The following is a 25,232-nucleotide window of genomic DNA, read 5'->3' as shown; positions in this document are numbered from 1 at the left end:
TAACAAAAATCTTTTCCATTAAAAGATTTTTTCGGCTTCATTGCAGGCACACACCCAAGCTTTCGATTTTTTACTTATCATTGGCGATGATGAATAAAGCCTATACCTCCTTTCCTAACAACTCTTTCTCTGAGGATAGTCAAGTTTCGGCAAATAACTCAGCTCAAGACGATCTACTAAACTTGGCAAAATCACCACAGACAAAATTCTGGAAAAAGGTGGTCTCCGGTGTCAGCCGTACGGCTGCAATTACCACTCTCACCACTACGGCACTGATCGCCACCTCGGTGGATACAAAGGCTGAAATCATTGGCTTTGAATATCTAGTGTTTCAAGATGGTGCCGCTGCCGTCACCGCCGGACCAGACCCCACATTCCCTGGCGGCACCGACCCCGGCGCAGGCAATGACACTGTTAATGGGGGCATTGATTACACAGGTCCTGGCGGTGTGCCCGATGGCAGCCCCGACCCAGGGAATGGCATTGCCCGTACCTTAGACATCATCACCTACGAGGGCATCTACAGTGCTGATACTGATGGATCTGGTGCATTCACCGTCTCCTTCACCATTGATAGCCAACAAGAATGGGTCGATATTAACGAACAGCTAAGCTGCCCTGGTGCCACCCTCAGCAACAATAACCGCACCATCACCTGTAATGTCAGCAGCGCCACCCCATCCGAAACCGGGTCTCTCTATGTCGACGCCATTGTACGTGGAGATAACGCCCATGGTGACATCGTAGAAGCATCGGCCAGTCTGGACCAAGGGGTCAATAACCCCACACCTATGCTGAAATATCCAAGCCAAGATCCAGATCTTGACGGCAACTTAGAAGTGCAGGTGTCTGCAAAACCCCAAGCAGATTTGGTCAAAGATAATGCCGCCATCCGTCGCCTGGGGCAAATCACCATGAGTTCAGATGGCAACTCAGAGGGTGTGGTCTATGTCTTTCCCCTATCTATTTTGGTACAAGGCGGTGTCGGCAGTGAGGCCCTACAAAGCACTATCAACATTACCGATGTCATTTGGGATGGAACAGAAGGCATTACGCCCAACTCTCTCTTATACACCTGGGGAACAGATGTAGACGGCTGCGCGCCTAATGCGTCAGGCAGTGGAATAGGCACCTCAGGAGACTTACCTTTCGGGAGTGTTGCGTTGACAGCCAATGACGATAGGGCTGTTTCAGACTCAGGCACCTGGACCTGTACCCAAAGTGCTCCAGGCGGAGATATCAGCATCACTATCCAAGACGCTGACACTAGCGGTACCCATCGCCCAGAACGCAACTATTGGGGACGCAGCCTCAACGCAGACGAAACCTGGCTAGTGGCAGGGGGTGTCGCCATTTGGATTCCCCTAGATGATATTCCCCTAAACAATGCAGCCGATACCCGCGAAGGCGGTAGCCGCAATGTCATCAATAAATATAGTTTCTTAACTACCCCTAGCGTTAGTGGAGCTAACAATGTTGAACCAGATGCCAGTGATCCCGACCCTAATAACCACGATGACTTTATCGTGTATCGTCCGACACCAGGAGGATTCACCCAGAAATTCTATCGCAATGTCTATGACCCGACTAGCAGCGAGAGCAACATCAACAATTACTGGCAAGTGCTATATCCCATGACCCATCGTCGTTCCGGCGATGGGCTTGTGGCAGCAGCCCAGGCCTTTGGCGGTGCCATTCGTTTAGGCAACAATGGTTCTGGCGTCCTAGAAGACATTGCAGTGTGTGAGGCCATCGACAATCTCACCCAGAAGCTAGCTGATCCAGCGGTCCACGGTAACTTTAGTAATTATGTACAAATTTACCAAACAGGTGGTACCACCCCTGTCATTGAGTACGGCACCGGTGGTTCAGGCACCTATCTGAACGACAGCAATCAAACCATTCGGTACTACGCTAACTATGCAGAACAGCGCACAGCCACCTGCGAAGACGGCGATTCTCCCGATGGTTGGTACACTGACCCAACGCAAGTGCCCGGAGGCCTAGAGGCCATTACCCGCATCAGGGTTTACCCACAAAAAACCGCCACAGACGATCCGGCAGCCCAGTTTGGCACCCTTCCCCAAGGAACAGAACTCCGCTTTGTTGTGCATTTAGAAGCCTTGGGACGCGACCCACGGGACCAGTCGATCTATCCGGTGGATGGTAGTCACATTTTGCCAAACCATGTCACCTGGACCACCACCAGCATTCCTTCGGTACAAACGGACACCAGTGCTGACACCCTAGGCTGGAGAGCCGATGGCTATAATCCAGATAGTCATTCTGGCGGTGACGATGGCGATCGCATCACCCTAACATCTGCCATTACCCGCATTGATAAAACCGTCAACAATGGAAACGACACCGTAGTTGCCGAAGCTGAAAGTACAGTTGAATTTGAACTACAGCCATCGATCACATCATTTAGTGCCAACCCTCCAGCAGCCACAATTATCATTGAAGACGCCTTACCGCCGGAACTTGTTTATGAGCTAGGCTCTGCCAACGTTGCCCCAGTATCTGTGGAGCCCCACCCAGATCAAACTAACTTCCCTGGCTACACCCTGATCACATGGAACCTAGGGCAAGTTACCCCAGGGGATACAATATCCCCCATCACCTTCGAAGCCAAGGTCAGAGAAGATAATACGGCGGGTGGCACAGCCACCAATACGGCCACAGTGGCTGGCTACGACTACAAGGGTGAACTCGTCGACTATTCCAGTGAAGCACTGCGGTCAGATGATGCCGATGTTCGCTTTAGCAACACCGCTAAGTTCCGCATCTTTAAGCAATCTCCCGCCCCCCTAGTAGAGCTAGATCTAATCAACGCGGATGATGCCAACTTCAGCAAGATCAACACCGATGGCACCATTGATGTTGTCTACGATCTCTTCTTCTCCAATCTGTCGAATAACACCGTTGGGGCGACAGACTTTATCGATGTCTTACCCTACAACGGCGACAGTGGTGCCAGTCCCGACGGGCGCACCCCCACCCCCAGTAACTTCACAGGCGATTTGAGCTTCGATAGCATTTCCGAAGTTGATGATGCTGGAAACCCTATTACCCTCAATGGTTTTACCTTCTTATTTACCAATGAGTCTCGCGATGACATTAATCCAAACCCCACCGATGCGAGCAACGATCTAGCCACAGGCTCAACAACATGGTGTGCCCTCGCCGACTTTGGCACAACAGATTGTCCAGCCAATAACAGCGAAGTCACCGCCGTTAGGGTTCAAATGACAGCCGTACCTGGCAATGCCCCCACCCGTCAGGTACGCTTGGTGCTAGAAGGCAGCGACATGGTCGGCAACGATACCTACACCAATGACTTTTCTGGTAAACCCCCCGGACTACAGCTAATTACCGCCCCTGATGCCATTGTTAGAACCGTGACTCGACCGGGTCTAGTGTTGGTGAAACGACTAACCGCCATCAATGGCACCCCCATTACCAATGTGGTGGATGACACCTATGACGACCCCGCCACAGCCACCATTGACGAGTCTCAATTTGACAACCATGCCTACTGGCCCAATGGCTTTTTGCAAGGGGACATCACCCGTGATGACATCCAACCCGATGACGACCTGGAGTACACCATTTACTTTATGTCCAATGGGTTTGGCGACCTCACCAACCTCAACATCTGCGACATGGTGCCCCAATACACATCCTATTTACCAGACACCATGCGCCTCAGCTTAGGCACTAGCAGCACAACAACAGCTCTCACCGACAACGCCGACACCGACGGTGGACGCTTCTTTAGCCCTGGTGTTCTGCCCCTTGTCCCCTGTCCACAACCCGCGAACAATCAGGGGGCTGTGGTCTTTAACCTGGTGAACAATCCAGACACATTACCGGGGGCAACTGGTGTGGGCACTCCTGCCAATGCTTTTGGATTTGTACGTTTTGAAGTGGACGTTGATTAGCCCACTGCTGGTTTAGAGAACCGATTTGAATAGAATCAAGCTGATTTAGGGCTAATCAAGACAATCATCTCGACAATCAGCATCACCGACGACCCTCAATACGCTTTTCTAAAAATCTTTTCCTATTTCCAGAAAAGCGTGTCCCCAATTGTTCTGCATACAACTTCAGTTGTTCATCTCTCCCTCGAAAAATGGCTAATTCTTTTCACCGGTCTAAGAAACGCAACCCGGGCCGCCAATCCCACTTCAATAAAGCCACACAGTTTTTCCTATCAATATTGTTGGCCAGTGGTGGAAATTTAGGTTTAGTCTTGCCTTTGTTAGCAGCTACACCGGCTGGGACAGAAATTCGTAACACCGCCACGGGCTCCTTTGAAGACCCCAATAACCTGGGAGATATCTACGAAGTAGATTCTAACGAGGTGATTGTAACGGTGACCGAGGTCGCTGGTGTCACCGTTACCCCATCCGGCATTGCAGAAGCTCCCAACGGCGTCAGTGGTGCAGGTGCCTCCCAAGGGAATGGCTCAATTGATGCAGATGATGTGGTGTATTTTGAATACACAATCACCAACGTAGGTAACGACCCTACCCAGTTCTTTATTCCTGACACCCCTTCACAGGTGAATGGCGGCACCTTCGACTCCGCTCTATACGGCCCCATCGAAATTGTTGGCTACGACCCCGATGGCCCGAACGGTGCAGCATCCCCCACAGACTTGAGTGGTGCCCCGGTTGACATTCCCAATGGTGGTCTACTCACAGGCGATAACACAGATGGTCTAGGGCTGCCCAATGGTTCGTTCGAGCAGAATGGCACCGTTACTGTCCGCGTCCCTGTAAAGGTCAGTTCCAGCGCTAGCTCCGGTGATTCAGTCTCCGTTACCCTTGGTGACACGGGTCCCAACGACAACTCTGCTAGCACCCAAAACCAGACGTATGATCCGACGGACGGGAACAACAGCAGCCAAGATCTGTACACCCACGACAACACCGATGGCAGTGTCACCAATGAAGCCGCTGGCACGCCTGCCAATGGCGACCCGACCAACCATCGCCAAGAGGCAAGCGCTACAGAAACAGTATTAGTTGGTGGTAACTTTGCCATTCGCGGCAACATTTTTGAAGATAATGGCGGCACCGCTAGCGGCAATGACATTTTAGATGGCGGTGAGTCAGGCATTTCCAGTATTACTGTCAGTCTATATCAAGATACCGACAACGACGGGGTGGGCGACATATTGGTATCTACGCCAGTTTCTACAGATGGGCTGGGCAACTATGAATTTACAGATTTACCCGATGGTAATTACGTTGTTGTCATCGATGAAACCGACCCTGATCTTGGTAGCTTTAGCTACGGCGGTGGCAACACAGATCCCACCCAGGTCAATCCGCGTCAAGTAACCATTAGCGGCGCAGATGAAAACAATATTAATTTCCCATTTGATGCCGCCACAGCCTCACTAACCGGCTTTGTTTGGGAAGATGTAGATAATGATGGCTTTGCCGAAGCAGGGGAAGCACCAGTGCCCAATACCCAGGTGAATCTGTATAGCACCAACGGCACTCCAGCAGATCCCAGTGATGACATTCTGGTAGGCTCCACTTTCACCGACGCGGCAGGCACCTACAGCTTTAATAATTTAGACGCTGAGAAGTACTATGTTGACTTTGTTGAACCAGCCGTAGGATATAGCTTTACAACCCAGGATGCTGGTGGTGACGACTTTATCGACTCAGATGCCGACCGTTTTACCGGTGAAACCAGCAAGTTTGACATTGCGGCTGAAGAAGCTAAATCGGGCATTGATGCGGGTTTAGTCTCCACCCCCGGCACCCTGGTCATGTGTGAAATTATTTCGCCACTCCAGGGCATGGACTGGACCCAGATAGTCAACATACCGAAGTTTGATCCCGCCCTAGGCGACTTAACCAATGTCGCACTGAAACTCGATTCCCATATCGCTACAACTGTTCAATATGAGAATACAGCCGCTAGCACAAACAACATTACGGTAGATCCCAACAGCAGCATTGCCACTGTTTTACCTGATGCCACAAACCTAAATAACACCAGCCATAGCAACGCCACTGTCTTTAATATTCCTACCTACGACAGCACAACAGACTTTGGCGGTACATCGGGGGGCACGACCACACTCAACCATGTAGATTCGGTTAGTGTAGCTAGCTATAGCAACCCAGCAGACTTTGTTGCTAGCGCATCTGGCGCTAGTGAAACGGTTGATCTGTCTGTTAGTGCCAATGGTGGAACAGCAACCATTTCATCGACCCAAGGTAGTCAATCGGCCAATATTACAAGCTATGCCGGTCAAATGTCGGTTTGTGCCACGTATACCTTTACCACCTACGATCTGAGCGGAAATGTTTTTAGAGACTATGGTTCTGGCACCGGTAGCAACGATGGCAACGATGTCTTGAACGGCAGTGAGAACGGCATTGGCTTTGTCGATGTGGAACTGTATGAAGATAATGGCGACGGTGTTTTTGATCCCGCAACAGATACGTTGTTAACAACTACCGCCACCGACGGCAATGGAGACTATAGTTTCCCAGGGTTAGGCAACGGTACTTTCTGGGTTAACACCGACACATCCGACTCTGATCTGGGCCTTAATATTTACGGTGGTGGAGATGCCGATGCCGCCCAAAAGAACCCTCGTTTGGTCACTGTCGCTGGGGCAAATGTTTCAGACGTTAACTTTCCGTTTGATCTAGCTCCGGCAGGGATGGGCACCAGTGCCATGTGCGATGCCGATGGGTTAGACAACGCCATTGATCTAGATGATGACAATGACGGCATTCTTGATGCCGACGAGGGGGGCACGTTTATTAATATTCTGCCTTCAACCGTTGGCCTGGGTGCCGGAATGAGCGGCAACAGTGGTTCCCAAGACATTAGTACATCGTTTGGCCTGCCTACCGGCAGCGTGATTCTCTCCTGGACAGGGGGGAATGCAACTGCCGGTGATGGCTGGACCGTCCCTGCCACCCAGAGTACGACATTCACAATGTCGGGAACTGTACCGGTGGAGGTGCAACTACGCCATGATGGAGACTTGGCCGACCTTGGCGACTACGATGGCATTGTTTCCTTAGATGGCACGGGCTATCGTCTGCTTAGCTCTCTAGAAACTGGATACGCCGAAGACAACATTGGTAATTTATATCGCATCTTCGCAGATGGTAGCGAGGATGGCACCAACGACGACGGTTTCCTATGGGCTTCTAGCACATCGGTCACGAACCTAGAAGTTAAAAGTACCAACACCAGCGCATTGGACAATAACTATAGTTTGTTTATAGCGCAGGTGCGGGATAGTGACGGCGATGGCATTCCCGATAAGTGTGACCTGGATAGTGATAATGATGGTATTAGCGACCTAGAGGAGAGTGGTGCCGACCGGCCAAACTTAGATCCTGACAATAACGGCATCATCGATGGTGCTGAATTTAGCGACGGTGACGGTGATGGTCTTGCTGACGCCATTGAAACGACTAACGGACCTAATCAGGGCACATCCCCTGCAGAATCTAACAACGACGCCGATGATATCCCCAACTTCATTGACCTAGACAGTGACGGCGACGGTATTCCAGACGCGATTGAAGCGCAGCTAACGGCAGACTATGCCACGAATTTCCCGGCAGACACGAATGTGACTGACGATGATAGCGACGGTGACGGCATTATCGACATCTACGATACGGGTGCAGGGGATGGTGGCACCTTTAATGTCCCGCAAGATACAGATACAGACGATACCCCCGACTATCTAGACACCGATAGTGACAATGACACTCGCTCTGATAGCGACGAAGGTGGCAGCAGCGTCACCGGAGTGAGCTATGAAGACCCCAATGGCAGCGTGGACGATCCACCAGCCGATTTACCCAACCAAATCAATGATGTTTCTGAAGTTGCCTACCGCGAACCCGGTGACCCACGGGTACTACTCGTAAAACGGATTACAGCGATTAATGGCACCACCAGCATGTCCGACGGCGGCGACTTGGGTGCCTATGAAGATGAGGTTAGTAATCCCTATGATGACAATACCTTACCCGCCGTAAGCGACCCTAGCAGCCCGTCTTTTGACCCTAATGATCCTGCCTTTGATGCTGCAGAAACTAACATGTGGCCCACCCCCCTGAGCACCTATCTGCCCGGTGGCACTAATGGCGGTAATGTGGTGGCCAATGATGAGATTGAGTACACCATTTACTTCCTTTCTTCAGGACAGTCACCAGCTGAGAATATTCGCTTCTGTGACTATGTCCCTACTTACACGGACTTTTTAGCCAACAGCTTTAATGGTAATCCGCAGGTTCCGGGTGGTATTACGGGTGCAGATCTAAGTGTTGAAGTTCATCGAAATGGTGCGTCGGAATACCATACAGGCGCAAATGATGATGACGCAGTCGTATACTTTGGCCCCGGAGTCGATCCAGCCAATGATCCACGCTTTGATGGCACTGACTGTGACAACGACGGCAACGATAGCAATGCGAATCCCAATGGAGCCATCGTTGTAGACTTAGGGGACATTTTGAATGCTAGCTCTGCAACGACAGTCGCTGATGAGTCTTATGGGTATGTGAGATTTCGAGCAAGGGTGAAATAAACGTGTTCAACATTGCCAACGTCAACAGCAGAATTACATAGGTCTCTTACAGAGCTATTCCGTAATCTTCTACAGTGCTGACGACAACTCTCAGCAAGACTGCGGAAGCTAAATGTAGCCGTGTTCAAGCATCCTAGTAGTAACCGTATCTACTGCCAGAAGCACTGTCTTTCATCAACATTTTTCTAATGTTAAATTGGATTTAATGAATCAGGTTCTTCTGTAGCATGCTTTCCATCCTTAGGGTGCCATCGAAATTATTTTTCCATATGAACACAGCACAGCCCACTGACCCATGCAAGCACAGTTGTCCATAACTAAAGGGTGGCCCAAAGCACTGGGCGCATCTTTGCTATCTTTGCTGGGAACTTGTTTTCCAGTAGCGGTGGCGGCTACTCCGTTTAACAACTGTCCTGCTGATACATTTCTAGCAAAGGCGAGTTTAGGCGATAGCGCCCACGATATTTACATTGTCAATCTATTTACTGGGGATGAAACAGAAGTCGGTAGCAATATTACTGATGCGAGTAATACACCGTATCTGATCAACGGCATTGGCTATAATCCCACCGATGATTATATCTATGGCTACGATATTGGCAATCAGAATGGTCACGTATTACGACTAGATAGCAATTACCAAATCACTGATCTGGGCGCCATTACTGGTTTACCCACCGGGGCGTTTAATGTGGGTGATGTTAATCAAAATGGTGACTTGTATCTATATCATCAAGACCGCACCAGCTTTTACGTTGTTAATGTGGATTCAAACTCCGCCGACTTTTTGGATCTGGTAAACACGGTTCCAATTCCATCGTCCCCTGATTTTTCAGATTGGGGCTTCAATCCACTCGACGATCAGCTCTATACCATTGAAAAGGTTACAGGCAATTTACTACGCATCAATCCTGATACTGGCACCATTGAGAATTTAGGAGCAACGGGTTTACCCGATGGCTCCTATGGTGCCGTATATTTTGATGGCACCGGGGCTTTTTATGTTTCTAATAATGCGACAGGCATTCTATATCGCATAGATATTTCTGATCCGGCTGCATTATCTAGTAGCCAACCGATTGATCCAGCGACTCAAATTGTACCGCTATCTACTGGGCGACCGGCCTCTAGAAATGACGGGGCTCGCTGCGCGATCGCACCGCTCCCAATTGACTTTGGCGATGCACCAGACACCGGCACGGGTGCGGGGCCCGGCAACTATCAAACCCTAGGGGACGATGGGGGAGCTTTCCACGGTGTGGACTATGCCACGTTTTTGGGCAGCGGCGTCACCATTGACTTTGATGGATTTAGCAATGGCATAGACAACAACAACAACGCCACCGACGATGGCAATGATGATGGCATTCAGCTCAATGGCACCAGCCTGCAAGGCCAGAATTTAGCCATCGGCAATACAGTTAACCTAAACGTTGTAACAACGGGAAATGGTGTCTTAAACGGTTGGATTGATTGGGATAGAGACGGCACTTTTTCTGCCGGAGAACAGATTGCCCTAGATGATAGCGTTGCCAGTGGCACCCTCAGCGTAACCATACCAGCAGGGGCCACCGCGGGCACCACCTATGCGCGTTTTCGCTACAGTTCTCAGGCAGGGCTATCTGCCACCAGCGGAGCCCCCGACGGCGAGGTCGAAGATTACCAAGTTGAAATCGTTGAAGTTGTCAGTGGCGACAAGCCTAATGTATTACTCGTCAAACGGATTACGGCCATTAACAACAATACATTGACCACCGACAATCGCAGCCTCGCCAGCTATACTGACGACCCCACCAACGACTATGACGACAACTACATTGCCCCTGTCAGCGACCCCACCAATCCGGCCTATGACCCGGCCAATGCGGATCCATTAGAAACCAATCAGTGGCCCACGGTAAATGGAACACCTAGCAGCGATCCCCTATTGAATGGGGCAACAAATGGTGGCAACGTTTCGCCCGACGATGAGATTGAATATACGATTTACTTTCTCTCCTCGGGGGATGCAGCCGCGACCGATGTTGTTTTTTGTGATTATGTGCCATCGTTCACTAGCTTTGTTCCCAACGCATACAATGGCAATGCCCAATCCTCAGGAGGCATTGGCGGCAACGACCTCAGCATCAAACTGTTTCTAAATGGTACGACCGAGCATCACACGGGGGCCAACGACGGTGATAGTGCTATTTATTTCGAACCCGGAATCGATCCAGCCAGTAGATTTCCAAATATAGACTGCGACGGCGATGGCAACGGCATTAATGCCAATCCAAATGGGGCTGTAGTGGTGAACCTAGGCGACTTACCCAATGCCAGCACCAATGCCGTAGGGGCCTATGGCTATGTGCAGTTTAGGGCACGGGTTAATTAACGGGACGTTGTTCATCCTTAATGGGATTTGGCGACCTGATTACATCAAATAATCTTGTTAAGCATCCCCTTTAAACATCGGCACACTAATACATACAGGACATTTTTTCAAAATCCGCCATTATGCCCAAATATAAACAATTTGGTGTTTGCACTGAGAAGAAACACCTCTACTTCCAGGGCATGATGGGCTAGACATCAGATGAAAAATTGTTGATAGCCTCAACCGTTTGGACAAGCCCGTTTTAATAACAAAACAGTATCTTGCCAAAACCATTGCATAACCAACATGTGTGTTCTTTAAAGGATTTTATAGTTATTGTCTGTCTCCACCAACAGATTCAACCGCCCATAGCTGCAACGACTAAATGGGTTTAGGAGCTGTTATGAAACTACTTCACGGTTTAATCCGACAAGGCTTGTTAAGCCTTGATTTCAAGGAACAAGACCATGATTTTATTTTTTAACAAGCCCTTAGCCACCTGGCTATGGCCCATGGGCGACAAACTATATTTTTACGACCAAGAGCTTACAACCCTGCTTCAACAGTTTTTCCAGCACTACCTGCGATCGGACATGGTGAAACCGTAGCTGTCACCAGCTAAAGGCCATGGTCCTATATTTTGCCGTTGTTGATTTAACGGGTGCAACGATCTGCGCACTGGGCCCATAGCCTAGGTGCGATCGCGCAAATCATCCCGAGCATCAGTAACGCTCCAGTTTATATCGCTAAAAAGTCTGATCTTTTAACTATAAGGTAGTTTGTCAATGCCCATATCGCATAAAAAATCCCGTAAGGAGATCCTCTCGAAATCCACATTACTGATGGCTGCGGGAACATTGTTGGCCACTGGCCAAGACACAATCGCCGCTGAGCCAATTGTCGATGCTTCAGCAGCTGAAAATACATCTGCCATCATCGATTCCGTGGTAACGCAAATCGCAGACGTGATTCCGCAGCCCATAGTTGTCCCCGAAGCGGCGGCTAGGGCACCCCAGTTTAGCCAACAGTCCGAAGCGATTGAGCATCCGCCAGAGCAAACTACACCAACCATTACAGAAGCTGCCACTAAAATCTCCACGACGGCAGCCGATTTAGCCGCAGCTACATTGTCTCCCACCGGTGCTATCAAAGGCACCAACGCCCAGACCGTCGCCCAAGCTGACGCCCCTGGGGATGAAGCTGAGGGCACCGTTAGCCAAAACTACAGTGCCGCCGATTTAGAAATTCCGGCGCGCTTTGGCGTCAATGGCAGTACCGCCACCAATGGGTTTGGCGAAACCATCGGTGTCCAAGGCTTTTTGCCCCTAGACCAAAATATTGAGGACCTGAATGAGCTGGACGTGACCTTCCTCGAAGGCGACCTGCAGGTGAATGATGGCGACCCCAGCTTTAGCCTCAGCCTCGGCCACCGGGGCTACCGTCAGGATGAAGATGAGACCACTGACGAAGGGGATATCCGCGGCGGCTATGTGGGCATCGACGGCAGGTTTACAGACGAAAGCTCATTCTTTCAACTGGCCACCGGCTATGAGCGCATCGATGATGACTGGGAATTTCGCATTAATGGCTATCTTCCCATTGGCGATCGCACCAACACCATCCGCAACATAGACACCGACACCGGCCTCCAAACCAGCACCGGCTTCGCAGGCAACCAGCTGGTGCTATCGGCCATTCGCGAACGCCAGCGCATTTTAGAACAAGAAGATGCCCTCGGCGGCTTTGATGCCGAATTTGGGGCCGAACTAGACGAGTGGGATGGCGGCGAGCTCATGGGCTATGTCGGCGGCTATCTACTGTCTGGCGAGGAGAGCAGCCTTGGCGGCCAGGCCCGCCTAGCCGTTAACTTCGACTCCAATTTTAATGCCGGTCTTTCCCTCCAGCACGATGGGCTATTTGGCACCACCGTGGCCCTATCCATCGGTGCCACCTGGCCCGAACTGCGCTTCCAAGAAGACGAAGAAAACGAATTCGAAGAAGAATTTGAAGTGCCCATCCGCCTGCGGGACCCCATCGCTCGACGGGACAATGTGGCCGTCAACATCATCAACGAATCCGAAATCATTTTCGACGAAGAAACTGAACCCCTACGCAACCCAGAAGAGGAAGAAGATTATCGCTTTGTCCACGTAGCCCTGGGGGGCGCTGCTGGCGACGGCACCTACGAAAGCCCCTTCGCCACCGTTGACGATGCCATTACCCTAATTAACAGCGACCCCACCACCTACAGCGATGGCAACACCATTGTGTATGTCGATGGCGAAATCGCCTCCGGTAGCACCATCCCTGGGTTTACCATTCCAGACCGGGTGCGCGTCCTTTCCCAGGGGCCCGAGCAAATTATTGCCGGCATGGAATTTTCCATCTTCCCGTCTACGGCCACCCGTTTACCCTTCTCGGCGGACCAAAACTTTAACGTCGATGCCAGCATTACCAATGCTAACGGCATCACCGTTTCATTGCCCGACTCAAACGACGGGGTCTTTCCCACCATTACTGGGGGCTCAGCCGCTGACCTGGTGACCCTGGGTAACAATACGGTCCTAGCGGGCTTCCAAATTGACGGAGCCACCCAGCATGGTGTAACTGGCAGCGCCATTGACAATGTAGAACTGCGCAACAACCTGATTTCTAACTCAGGCGGCAGCGGCATCTTCCTCAATGATGTGGGCGGTAGCGCCATTCTATTCGACAACGTGGTCAACAATTCCACTGAGCGCGGCATCTTTATTGAAAATACCAGCACCGACCGTCCGCTCCAGGCCACCATTGCTGGGTTTGACCTTAACAATAACCAGGTGGGCATGGATTTCTCCACCATTGCCACCGCTGGCACCGAATTTCCTAGCCAGATTATCTCCGTTGGCCCTAGCTCAACTGCTAATACCAGCGTTGGCACCCCAGGGGGTACGGCCCTCACTACTAGCATCCTCAATAGTACGGATGAAGGTCTGGTGCTACGGGCGGAGGGAGATTCTCTCACGGCAGCCAGTACCCAACAGCTAACGGTGAACGATACCACCATTGACACCAGCGGCAGTGACGGTCTCCAGGTGGTGGCCGATGTGGGCGTCCACCAGCAATTGTTTACCCTGGATAACGGCACTGTTACCAACAGTGGCGGCAATGGTATCGCCGTGGTTAATGGTGATACGGCCATTAATGGTAGCGTCACCGTATCCACCCCCGATGGCGCATCGCCCCAGGAAATTGTGATCACCAATAGTCAGATCACGAATAATGCCTTGGACGGTATCGACATCACGCTATTGGATGCGGGCGCGCAAGAACTGTTTATTCAGGGCAATCAAATCGTGAACAATGGTGGTAACGGCATTGATTCCGTAGCCCAGACAGCCAGTGTGCAAGAGTGGCGAACAGATAATGACACCGGTGCCCTGGGCATCAGTGACAATACCATCACCGGCAATGGCGGTCAGGCCATCACCCTAGACCTGGAAGATGTGGCAATCTTACCGGTGGTGGGCATTGGCAACAATACTATTTCGGGTAATGGGGCGACCCCCGACATTGCCATCAGCACAGACACCACCTTACCCGCCGGTAGCGTGAATGCTTGTCTAGTGCTGGAAGATAATGTAACGACCAACAGCATTGAAATCACAGCGCCCGATCCTACGTTTAATGGCAACATTGCTTCGGTACAGGTACAGGATCTCGCTGACCTGGTGGCCGATACTAACGTTGTCTTCTTGGTGAATGACTTCTTCCTCGGGTTAACACCCAGCACAGCGGGTTATGTCAATGTGACTGACAGATGTATTCAGTAACCTTCCCTAGGGCAACAGGCAGCCATCGGACAACACTAAGTAGTTTTCTGCGCATGGTTGTCTGTTGTGTGAAGGATTTCACAGGATGCACCGAAAACATACGCAACCCCATCGCATTCAGGACGACATCTTCACACCAGATTGGGCGCAGAGTTAGGAAGAATGGCGGTTATGGCGACCGGGGTAGATTGTTAAAGTTGGTGTAGATTTGGCTGCTGTACTTAGTCTCAATCGGGTCTCTACCAACTTCCTCGATTCAGTCATCAGCCTTTCGGTATGCATCCACCGCTTCATCAGTGTCCAGCTCGCTAGAGTTGTTGCGACAGAACTACCACGCTCCTTGCATATCAATAGTCTTGTATTACGGTGTGCGATCGCACAAAATCCCGGCATTCATTCCTAGGATAAAAGTTCTGCCCACCAGGCCCATGGCCTAGGCAGGCTAGCGCATCCAGCACAGAATTAACGCCTGACCAGCTGCCAGAGACACTAACTCAGGCAAGGCCAGTGCAATCAATCTATTGACATCAAACCCAACCACCGGTTCTCACACATTTTGTTGTGAGGCTCTGCCTTGCTTAAGCATTTCTATATTTCCACACATTCATCACAGAACCCATGATCAATCAGGCTTTCAGAACCGTTTCCTTCGTATTCATTGATGCAGGCGTCGCAGACCCACAACAGCTACTCCAGGGTCTGCAGCCCGGTGTGCAGGCTCATATTTTAGATGCCCAGCAAGACGGCATCCAACAAATTACGAATATCTTAAAAAAGAATCGTGCCCTGAGCGAAGTCGTTCACGAAGCGTCTCCACAGGAGTTAGGGCACGGTTTAAGGTTACACATTGTCGCCCACGCCATCCCCGGCAGCATTCGTTTAGGTAACACCCACCTATCCCTAGACACCCTCGCTCACTACACCGAGCACCTAAAAACCTGGTTTTCCCTGGACGGTGGGCAGTGCCACCCCCACTCCCCACTCCCCACTCCCCACTCCCTATCTTTCTATGCCTGCAACCTAGCCACTGGCGACGCCGGAGAAGAATTTATCACCAAGCTCCACCGCATCACCGGAGCCACCATCCACGCCTCCACCACCAAAGTCGGCAACGCAGCCCTTGGCGGCAGCTGGGCTCTAGACACCACATTTCCCCAGGCATTACCCACAATTTCCCAACTTCCGAATTCTCCTTTCTCCCTCGCTGCCCTCGCCGCCTATCCCGCCGTCCTCCCCGACACCGATGGCGACGGCGTTGATGACGACATTGACCTCGACGACGACAACGACGGCATCCTAGATGCGGACGAATTTGACAACGGTCTCCTGGCCAGCACAGCTGTCAATACTGGCGAACTGACAGACGATGGCATCATTGACCTCAATGTTGAATTGGTCGAAGATTTTGGTACCGGTGGCAGAACCACCACGGCCTATACCAACTACAACTACGAAGACGGCACTGGCGGTAGCCCCAATGTCAACGATGGTGAATATGCTGTTCTCAGCAATACTAATGATGCGAGCACCAACGTAGCTTCAGGTATTTGGAGCAACTTTACCGATCATACCGGCAACACCGATGGCCGCATGATGATCGTCAACGCAGAGTTCACTGCCGGTGAATTTTATAACCGCGTCATCACTGGGTTAGAACCCGACGGACACTACGAACTGTCTGCATTTGTTCGTAACTTGGTTAGCCCTGGCCGCAACTTTTTACCCCCAGATGTCACCTTTGAAGTTCAAGATACTAGCGGCACTGTTCTAGCAAGTTTTGATACTGGCAACATTGCAGAAGATGATCAGTGGCATGAGCTTGGCATCCGCTTTGAAAATGGCAACAACACATCCCTAAGGCTGATTTTTCGCAACAATGGCCCCGGCGGTGTGGGTAATGATTTAGCCCTCGACGATATCTCGCTAAAACAAATTGCCTATGACACGGATAGGGATGGTATTGCCGACCACTTAGATATCGATGCCGACAATGATGGCATCACTGACAACGTCGAAGCTCAGTTAACCAGTGCCTATACTGCGCCTAATGCAGATAACGCCGCTACTTACACTGCTAACAGTGGTGTAAACTCCGCTTATCTTGGTGGGCTCACCCCGGTCGATACCGATAGTGACTCCACAGCTGACTATCTCGACCTCGACTCCGATGGTGACAGAATTAACGACCAAGCCGAATCTGGCATCACCTATGCCCCCGCTGTAGCCAATGCCGACACCGACAGTGACGGTCTGCTAGACATCTTTGAAGGTGCCAACAACAACGATGGCTTTGATGTCAATGACGAGAACATTGACGGCAGCGGTAACTTTACCCTAGCCGACAGCGATGACGACACCGCTGCCGACGGCTCCAATGCTGCACCGCCCACCACTGACCTCGACTACCGCGACCAGGCCGACACCGACGGTGATGGCGTTATCAACGTCAACGACGTCGACGACGACAACGACGGCATCCTTGACACCGTTGAGCAGGTAGTCACCCAGCGCAACTACATCGACTGGGCAGGCACCAACGACCCCAACGCCAGAACAGGAACCATCGTCAACGCGGTCAATGGCGAAACAGTCAATGTCACATTTGACGGGCCTATCTGGGGACATGACTTTTACAATACCCCCACAGCTGGTTCACACACCATTGGGGAAGAAGAGTTTACCGGTGAATTTACCGGCACAGCTCCCCAAGACGGCGATGTGCTCACATTCACCTTTGATCAACCCATCGAGAACCCCACATTTCAGGTGTGGAGTCTCGGTGCAACAACTAACCCTGCCACCCACACCATCTTAGGCGACGGTGAGCCAGTTGATGTTCAAATATCCTACACCCACAGCGGCGGTAGCTCTGGCATTACCACTGGCCCTGTTTCTGTTTCTGGCAATACCATTACTGGTAACGAGTGGCATGGTGAATATGTACTTCCCGGTACCTATTCCACCATCGAAATTACCGTAACGGGTACTGCCTCTGCAGACGCCTATGGGTTTGCGCTAGTATCTACAGCCTTCTCTGACTCTGACAACGACGGCATCGCCGACTACCTCGACATCGACTCCGACAACGATGGCATCACCGACAACGTCGAAGCTCAAACCACTGCGGATTATATCGAGTCCAATGCAGATACTAACGCGGATTACACAACTAATAATGGTCTCAACAGCGCCTATCTAACTGCCGATGGGTCCGGTGGCCCTGGCCTCACCCCTGTGGATACCGATAGTGACACCACCGCCGACTACATCGACTCCGACTCCGATGACGATGGTGCCAGCGACCAAGCAGAGTCCGGTCTCACTGCTGCCACAACAACAACTGACACCGACGGCGACGGTCTTCTTGACGCTTATGAAGGTACTAACAACAACGACGGCTTCGATGTCAATGACGAGAACATCGACGGTAGTGGCAACTTTGCCCTGCCCGATAGCGACAACGATACGGCTGCCGATGGCACCGGGGCCACTCCCCTAACCGCTGACTTCGACTTCCGCGACCAGCTCGACACTGACGGCGATGGTGTTACTGACATCGACGACCTAGATGACGACAACGACGGCATCCTGGATGTTATCGAACGCGTAGGTCCCGAAGGACTATCTTCTACCATCTATCTCAACGATAACAATCAGGACCTAGTCAGAGTTGATGATGTAAATGGCACGCCTACGACCACTACTGTAGGTAACCTAGGCATTACCTTTGGTGACATCGGCATAGCTCCCGATGGCAAGCTCTATGGTGTTGAATTTTCCAGCCCTTCAGCAGTTTATGAAATTGATCCTGATACTGCAGCTACAACTCTCATTGGCACATTACCTGTAGCAGCTTCTGCCAATGCCCTATCATTTGACGAAAATGGTCTTGCCTATGCAGGCTTTGCAGGCACTTCAGAAATCCATCGATTTGATCCAACCAACCCGGCTGGGGCCACACTTTGGCACGACTTTGGCAGTGGTTCTGCCGGAGGCGACTTTATCTTCTTAGCAGATAGAGCATACATTTCTTGGAGTGATGGCGGAGCTGTCCTAAGAGAAGTCACTCTGGATGACAATAACAACATTACATCAGACACCATCCTGGGCACATTACCGGCCAATGCCTTTGGCTTAACGGCAGATGCCAATGGTGATATCTATGCCGTTGCTAACAACAGCGGCGGTCAATCTAGCCTATTACGTTTGGATGTACCCTCTAGCCCCATCAGTGGTGGCACAGGTGCGATTCCCACTACTGAAATTACAGGCACAGCATTATCTGCTGGTCTCTACTACGGTGCCACATCAGTTCCTGAATCACTGCTGGGCTTTGACCGCGATACGGATGGTGATGGGGTCTTCGACCACCTCGACATCGACTCCGACAACGACGGCATCACCGACAACGTTGAAGCACAAACTACTGATGGCTATATTGCGCCCAATGCAGATACGGCTGCCACCTACACCACCAACGATGGTGTTAACTCAGCCTATCTAGGTGGCCTCACTCCCGTCGATACCGATAGCGATTCCACTTCCGACTATCTCGATTCCGACTCCGATGCTGATGGTGTTAGCGATCAGGCCGAGTCTGGTCTGACGGCGGCCACAACAACTAACGACACCGACGGCGACGGTCTCCTAGACGACTACGAAGGTTCCAACAACAACGATGGCTTCGACGTCAATGACGAAAACATCGACGGTAGTGGCAACTTCAACCTGCCAGATATCGACAACGACACCGCTGCCGATGGCACAGGAGCCACTCCGCTCACTGCCGACCTAGACTACCGCGACCAGCTCGACACTGACGGCGACGGTGTTATTGATGCTAACGACCTTGACGACGACAACGACGGCATCCTTGATACTAATGAAGGGCTTGATGTTGTAATCGCTAACAACGATAATTTTGACTCTCCAGGTGGCATAGCACCAGGAGACTTTGCCCTGTTTGATGAATCCGCAGTCCCCTTTTGGTCCACGGATGCTACCGATGACAAAATCGAAATTTGGAACACTGGCCATGCAGGCGTAGCCTCCTACGAAGGCGACTACCATGCCGAACTGAACGCCAACCAGGTAGCGTCCCTCTTCCAAGATATTGAAATTGAGCCTGGTACGACCATTGAATGGTCCGTCGCCCACCGTGGACGAGCAGGGGTAGATACAGCCACAGTCAGCATTGGTGACCCCGGCAGCGCATTGACTGTAGTGGAAACCATGTCCACTGACAATACCGGCTGGGTCGTTTACACAGGCACTTACACCGTACCAGAGGGACAAACCACCACCCGCTTCTCCTTTGACTCAGTTTCTGCGGCGGGGGGAGCCACAATTGGTAACTTCATCGATGCCTTTAAACTAACGACCCTTGGTATTGATCACGATGGTGATGGTGTTTTTGACCACCTTGACCTCGACTCCGACAACGACGGCATCACCGACAACGTTGAAGCCCAAACCACTGCAGACTACAAGGCACCCTCCGGTACAGGCGACCCTAATAACGGTGGCAACTTTATTGACATTGACCGCGACGGAGTAGACGACAATTATGACAGCGACACCACCGGTGCCGCTAATAGTAACGGTCTCTCTCCCATCGATACTGATAGCGATGGTACTGCAGACTACCTCGACTCCGACTCCGATGGCGATGGCCTCAGCGACCAAGCCGAATCTGGCCTCACCGCTGCCACCACCACCACCGACACCGACGGTGACGGTCTCCTCGACGACTACGAAGGCACCAACAACAACGACGGCTTCGACGTCAATGACGAGAACATCGACGGTAGCGGCAACTTCAACCTGCCCGACATCGACAACGACACCGCTGCTGATGGAACAGGAGCTACACCGCTAACCTCAGACTTTGACTTCCGCGACCAGCTCGACACCGATGGTGATGGCGTTGTCGACATCAATGATATCGACGACGACAACGACGGCATCTTGGATACGGATGAAGCGTTCAAAACCGTTTTGGATCTCAGCTTTGTACCTGATTCTCTAAATGGAGCAGATATAGACAACACTCAGCAAGGAGATGTGTTTGTTTGGCGGAACGCAATTCCATTGCCAAATGGAACTTTCTATGACGTCACACTCACGATCGATGAACTTGAACTCCACACAATATCCGGTGATTCTGTAGCTATCATCAATGATAGGATTCTTGCTCGATCATTTGAGGCAAGTGAAGGTGACTACGTTGCCTTTAGTTATTCGATTACTGCTGCAGGTAGTTCAACAGATGCAAATCCCACGGGAGATGTTATCGACATTATTTCCGCAACGACTTCGTTGATGGATATTGATGGTCCTGAGGTTGGCGGGTTCTCTGGCCACACTAGCATCACCGCAGGAAACGATCTGAACCCAATACCATCAACGTTCACGCCACCTGCTGGATATACCAGTTTCGCTAGTCCCCTTGGAGATTCTGCCACGACAGATCCCGATCACTTCATCACGGCTGAGTATAGGAATGCCTCATCCATCAGCGCATATTACGGGTATGGTGTCGGTAACGCTAGCATCGGCCGCAACGCATTCATATCTATTGAGGTTGAAGTACCCTACGATACTGACGGCGATGGCATCTATGATCAATACGACCTCGACTCCGACAACGATGGCATCACCGACAACGTTGAGGCCCAAACCACTGCCGACTACATCGCCCCCAGCGGCATCGGCGCAGGCATCACCGACACCAACAACGATGGTCTCGACGACAACTTCGACGCAGGCATCATCGCCGGAGGCGTAGCCACCGGCGTTGGTCTCACCCCCGTCGATACCGACAGCGACTCCACCGCCGACTACCTCGACTCCGACTCCGACGCAGATGGCGACACCGACCAAGCTGAGTCCGGCCTCACCGCAGCGGCCAACAACAACGACACCGATGGCGACGGTCTGCTCGATGCCTACGAAGGTGGCAACACCAACGATGGCTACGATGTCAACGACGAAAACATCGACGGCAGTGGCAACTTCACCCTAGCCGACACAGACAATGACACCGACGCCGATGGTGCCAATGCAGCCCCCTCCACAATCGACCTGGACTACCGCGACGACAATGCCCCACCCGTCGCCCAGGATGATACGAACACCACCCCCGAAGACACAGCTGTCTCTGGCAATGTCCTCACCGATGGCACCCCCGACAGCGACCCCGATGGAGATGCCCTCACCGTTACGGCAGCCACAGTCGATACCAATGGTGACGGCACTCCTGAATCGCTAACCCTAGGCACCACCACCACCATCAACGACAACGGCGGCAACCCCATCGGCACCATCGTCGTTAACAGCACCGGCACCTACACCTTTACCCCCGCCACCAACTACAACGGTTCCGTCCCTGATATCACTTACACCATTAGTGATGGCACCGAAACCGATGATGGACTGCTGCAGTTGTCGGTGACCCCCGTCAACGACGATCCAGTCGCTACGGATAATGGCCCCATTGCGGTCACAGAAGACATCGCTGTCTCGGGCAATGTCATTACTGACGCAGTTCCGGATAGCGATATTGAGAATGATCCATTATCAGTCTCGGCGGCAACCGTAGACCTAAATGGCGACGGTACTCCCGATGCCCTCACCATCGGTACGCCATCTAACATCACCGACAACAGCGGCAACCCCATCGGCACCCTTGTTGTTAACAGCGATGGTACCTACACCTTTACCCCCGCTGCCAACTACAACGGCACGGTGCCCTCGGTGGAGTACACCCTCAGCGATGGCAACGGCGGTACTGACACGGCCACTCTCTCCTTTGCTGATATCACCGATGTTAACGATGCCCCCGTTGCCACCCCCATCGTTAACCAGGCTGACAACGATAGCGATGTTATCAGCTTAGATGTCTCTAGCAACTTCTCCGATGTAGATGGAGACCCCCTCACCTATTCGGCAACGGGTCTACCCACCGGTCTTTCCATTAACCCCACCACCGGCGAAATCACGGGCACCATTGACTCCTCGGCCTCCCAGTCCGGTCCCTTTAATGTCACCGTCACCGCCAGCGATGGCACGCTCTCGGTGGACGACTCCTTTGTCTGGACTGTTAATAACCCCGCTCCCATTGCCACCAACGATGGCCCCATTGCGGTTACAGAAGACACCCCTGTGTCTGGCAATGTCATCACCGATGCCACCGCCGACAGCGACCCCGACGGCGACACCATCACCGTCACCGCCGCAACCATGGACATTGATGGCGATGGCAACCAGGAGATTCTTCCCATTGGGATTTCCACCAACGTTACTGATGGTGCCGGTAACCCCATCGGTACTATGGATATCAACAGCAATGGTGGCTACACCTTTACCCCTGCCCCCGACTACGATGGCCCAGTGCCCACGGTCACCTATACCCTCACCGATGTTGATGGTGCCACCGATACCGCCACGCTCTCCTTCGCCGACATCATCGATGTTAACGATGCCCCCGTTGTTGACACGCCAATAACAAACCAGACCAACGACGACAGCGATGTCATTAGCCTCGATGTCTCTGGTAGCTTCGACGATGTGGATGGCGACACCCTTACCTACTCGGCAACGGGTCTACCCACCGGCCTTTCCATTAACCCCACCACGGGCGAAATCACCGGCACCATTGACGCGTCCGCATCCCAGTCCGGTCCCTTTAACGTCACCATCACCGCTAATGATGGCACGCTCTCCGTTGATGACACCTTTGTGTGGACCGTCAACAACCCAGCCCCCATTGCCACCGACGATGGTCCCATCACCGTCACCGAAGACACCCCGGTCTCGGGCAATGTCATCACCGATGCCACCGCCGACAGCGACCCCGACGGCGACACTATCACCGTCACGGCGGCTACGGTCGACCTCAATGGCAACGGCTCCGCTGATGCTTTACCCATCGGCACTCCCACTAATCTCACCGACCTCTCTGGGAATCCCATCGGCACCATTACCCTGAACAGTGATGGCTCCTATGGCTTTACCCCAGCCCCTGACTACAACGGCACGGTACCCACCGTTACCTATACCCTCACCGATGCCGATGGGGCCACCGACACGGCCACCCTGTCCTTTGCCGACATTATCGATGTCAACGATGCCCCCGTTGTTGACACACTGATCACAGACCAGAGCAACAACGACAGCGACGTCATCAGTCTCGATGTCTCTGGCAACTTCGCCGATGTGGATGGTGATACCCTCACCTACTCCGCAACGGGTCTACCCACCGGTCTTTCCATTAACCCCACCACTGGCGAAATCACCGGCACCGTCGATTCCTCGGCCTCCCAGTCCGGTCCCTTTAACGTCACTGTCACCGCCAGCGATGGCACGCTCTCGGTGGACGACTCCTTTGTCTGGACCATCGACAACCCAGCCCCCGTGGCCACTGACGATGGCCCTGTCCTAGTCACCCCCGGCACCATTACCAACGTACCGGCCATCACCAACGATAGCGACAGCGATGGCGACACCATTAGCATCACCGCCATCATCGACCCGGCGAACCCCGGCACGCCCGTCGCCATCAGCGTGGGCAACCCCGTCACCCTTGCCACCGGCACCATTGTTGATCTCTTAGCCAATGGCTCCTTCAACATCACTCCCGCCACCGTTGGCAGCGAGTCCGAAGTCTTTGACTATATCCTCAGCGATGTTGATGGGGCTACGGACACCGCCACGGTGACGCTCCAAATCGATACGGATGGCGATGGTGTTGCCAATGGCATTGACCTCGACGATGACAACGATGGCATTCTGGACACCGTTGAAACCCGTGGCCTTGACCCCGATGCCGATGCCGATGGGGATTTAGTCTCCGATTGGCAAGATCCCGATGCCCCTGGCTTTGTTGATACCAACAACGATGGCATCGATGATCGGTATGATACGGACCTTGATGGCACCCCCGACCATTACGATCTCGACAGCGACAATGACGGCCTGTTTGACCTGCAAGAAAGTGGTGCCACCGATACGCTGCCAGCCTTTGTTGTTGCTTCGCTAGACACCAACAATGACGGTGCCATCGATACCAACGGTGCAGGGGACACCAACGGCTTACCCAACATTGTTGAATTCGGCACCGAATCTGGATTTACTAACTATCCCCTAACCAATACGGATGGCGACGCGGATCCCGACTTCCAGGATGTCGACGACGACGGTGACTTGGTGCCCACTGCCCTGGAAATTCCAGATGCTAACGGCAATGGCAGTCCTGACGATGCCCAAGATACCGATAATGATGGCACCCCTGACTATCTAGACATCGATGACGACAACGACGGTGTGGACACCATCAATGAGGATATCGACGGTGATAATGATCCCACCAACGATGACACCGACAACGATGGCACCCCCGACTACTTAGATGTTGATGACGATGCGGACGGCGTTGACACCGAGTTCGAGAACCCCGACCCCAATGGCGACG

Annotated in this window: 6 protein-coding genes; all 6 read left to right on the top strand. The window is 52.3% G+C overall.

Translation table 11 applies throughout. The features are described 5' to 3' along the window. The first annotated feature begins 86 nt into the window (after positions 1 to 86). Positions 87 to 3,944: an isopeptide-forming domain-containing fimbrial protein gene (locus IXB28_RS03660; RefSeq protein WP_215617189.1), complete on the top strand. Its 3,858-nt coding sequence runs from the start codon at positions 87 to 89 to the stop codon at positions 3,942 to 3,944. Between the two features lie 191 nt (positions 3,945 to 4,135). Beyond that, complete coding sequence (locus tag IXB28_RS03655) at positions 4,136 to 8,593, top strand: SdrD B-like domain-containing protein (RefSeq protein ID WP_215617188.1); 4,458 nt, start codon at positions 4,136 to 4,138, stop codon at positions 8,591 to 8,593. 295 nt (positions 8,594 to 8,888) lie between these two features. Then, complete coding sequence (locus IXB28_RS03650) at positions 8,889 to 10,967, top strand: DUF6923 family protein (protein ID WP_215617187.1); 2,079 nt, start codon at positions 8,889 to 8,891, stop codon at positions 10,965 to 10,967. A gap of 449 nt (positions 10,968 to 11,416) precedes the next feature. Beyond that, positions 11,417 to 11,557, top strand: a complete 141-nt coding sequence (locus IXB28_RS03645) for a hypothetical protein (RefSeq protein WP_215617186.1) — start codon at positions 11,417 to 11,419, stop codon at positions 11,555 to 11,557. A 177-nt stretch (positions 11,558 to 11,734) separates the two neighbouring features. Continuing rightward, positions 11,735 to 14,761 carry a beta strand repeat-containing protein gene (locus IXB28_RS03640; protein ID WP_215617185.1) on the top strand — a complete coding sequence of 1,009 codons (3,027 nt, stop codon included), beginning with the start codon at positions 11,735 to 11,737 and terminating at the stop codon, positions 14,759 to 14,761. A gap of 618 nt (positions 14,762 to 15,379) precedes the next feature. After that, positions 15,380 to 25,232: Ig-like domain-containing protein (locus IXB28_RS03635; protein WP_215617184.1), on the top strand; the 9,853-nt coding region annotated here is incomplete at its 3' end.

Source organism: Leptothoe kymatousa TAU-MAC 1615 (assembly GCF_018739865.1).
In the GTDB taxonomy this organism is placed as follows: Bacteria; Cyanobacteriota; Cyanobacteriia; order Phormidesmidales; family Phormidesmidaceae; genus Leptothoe; species Leptothoe kymatousa.
This window is presented reverse-complemented; position numbering and strand designations above follow the sequence as displayed.

Coding starts and splice junctions, on each gene's coding strand:
- IXB28_RS03660 (WP_215617189.1), top strand. CDS start 87: ATGATGAATAAAGCCTATACCTCCTTTCCTAACAACTCTTTCTCTGAG.
- IXB28_RS03655 (WP_215617188.1), top strand. CDS start 4,136: ATGGCTAATTCTTTTCACCGGTCTAAGAAACGCAACCCGGGCCGCCAA.
- IXB28_RS03650 (WP_215617187.1), top strand. CDS start 8,889: ATGCAAGCACAGTTGTCCATAACTAAAGGGTGGCCCAAAGCACTGGGC.
- IXB28_RS03645 (WP_215617186.1), top strand. CDS start 11,417: ATGATTTTATTTTTTAACAAGCCCTTAGCCACCTGGCTATGGCCCATG.
- IXB28_RS03640 (WP_215617185.1), top strand. CDS start 11,735: ATGCCCATATCGCATAAAAAATCCCGTAAGGAGATCCTCTCGAAATCC.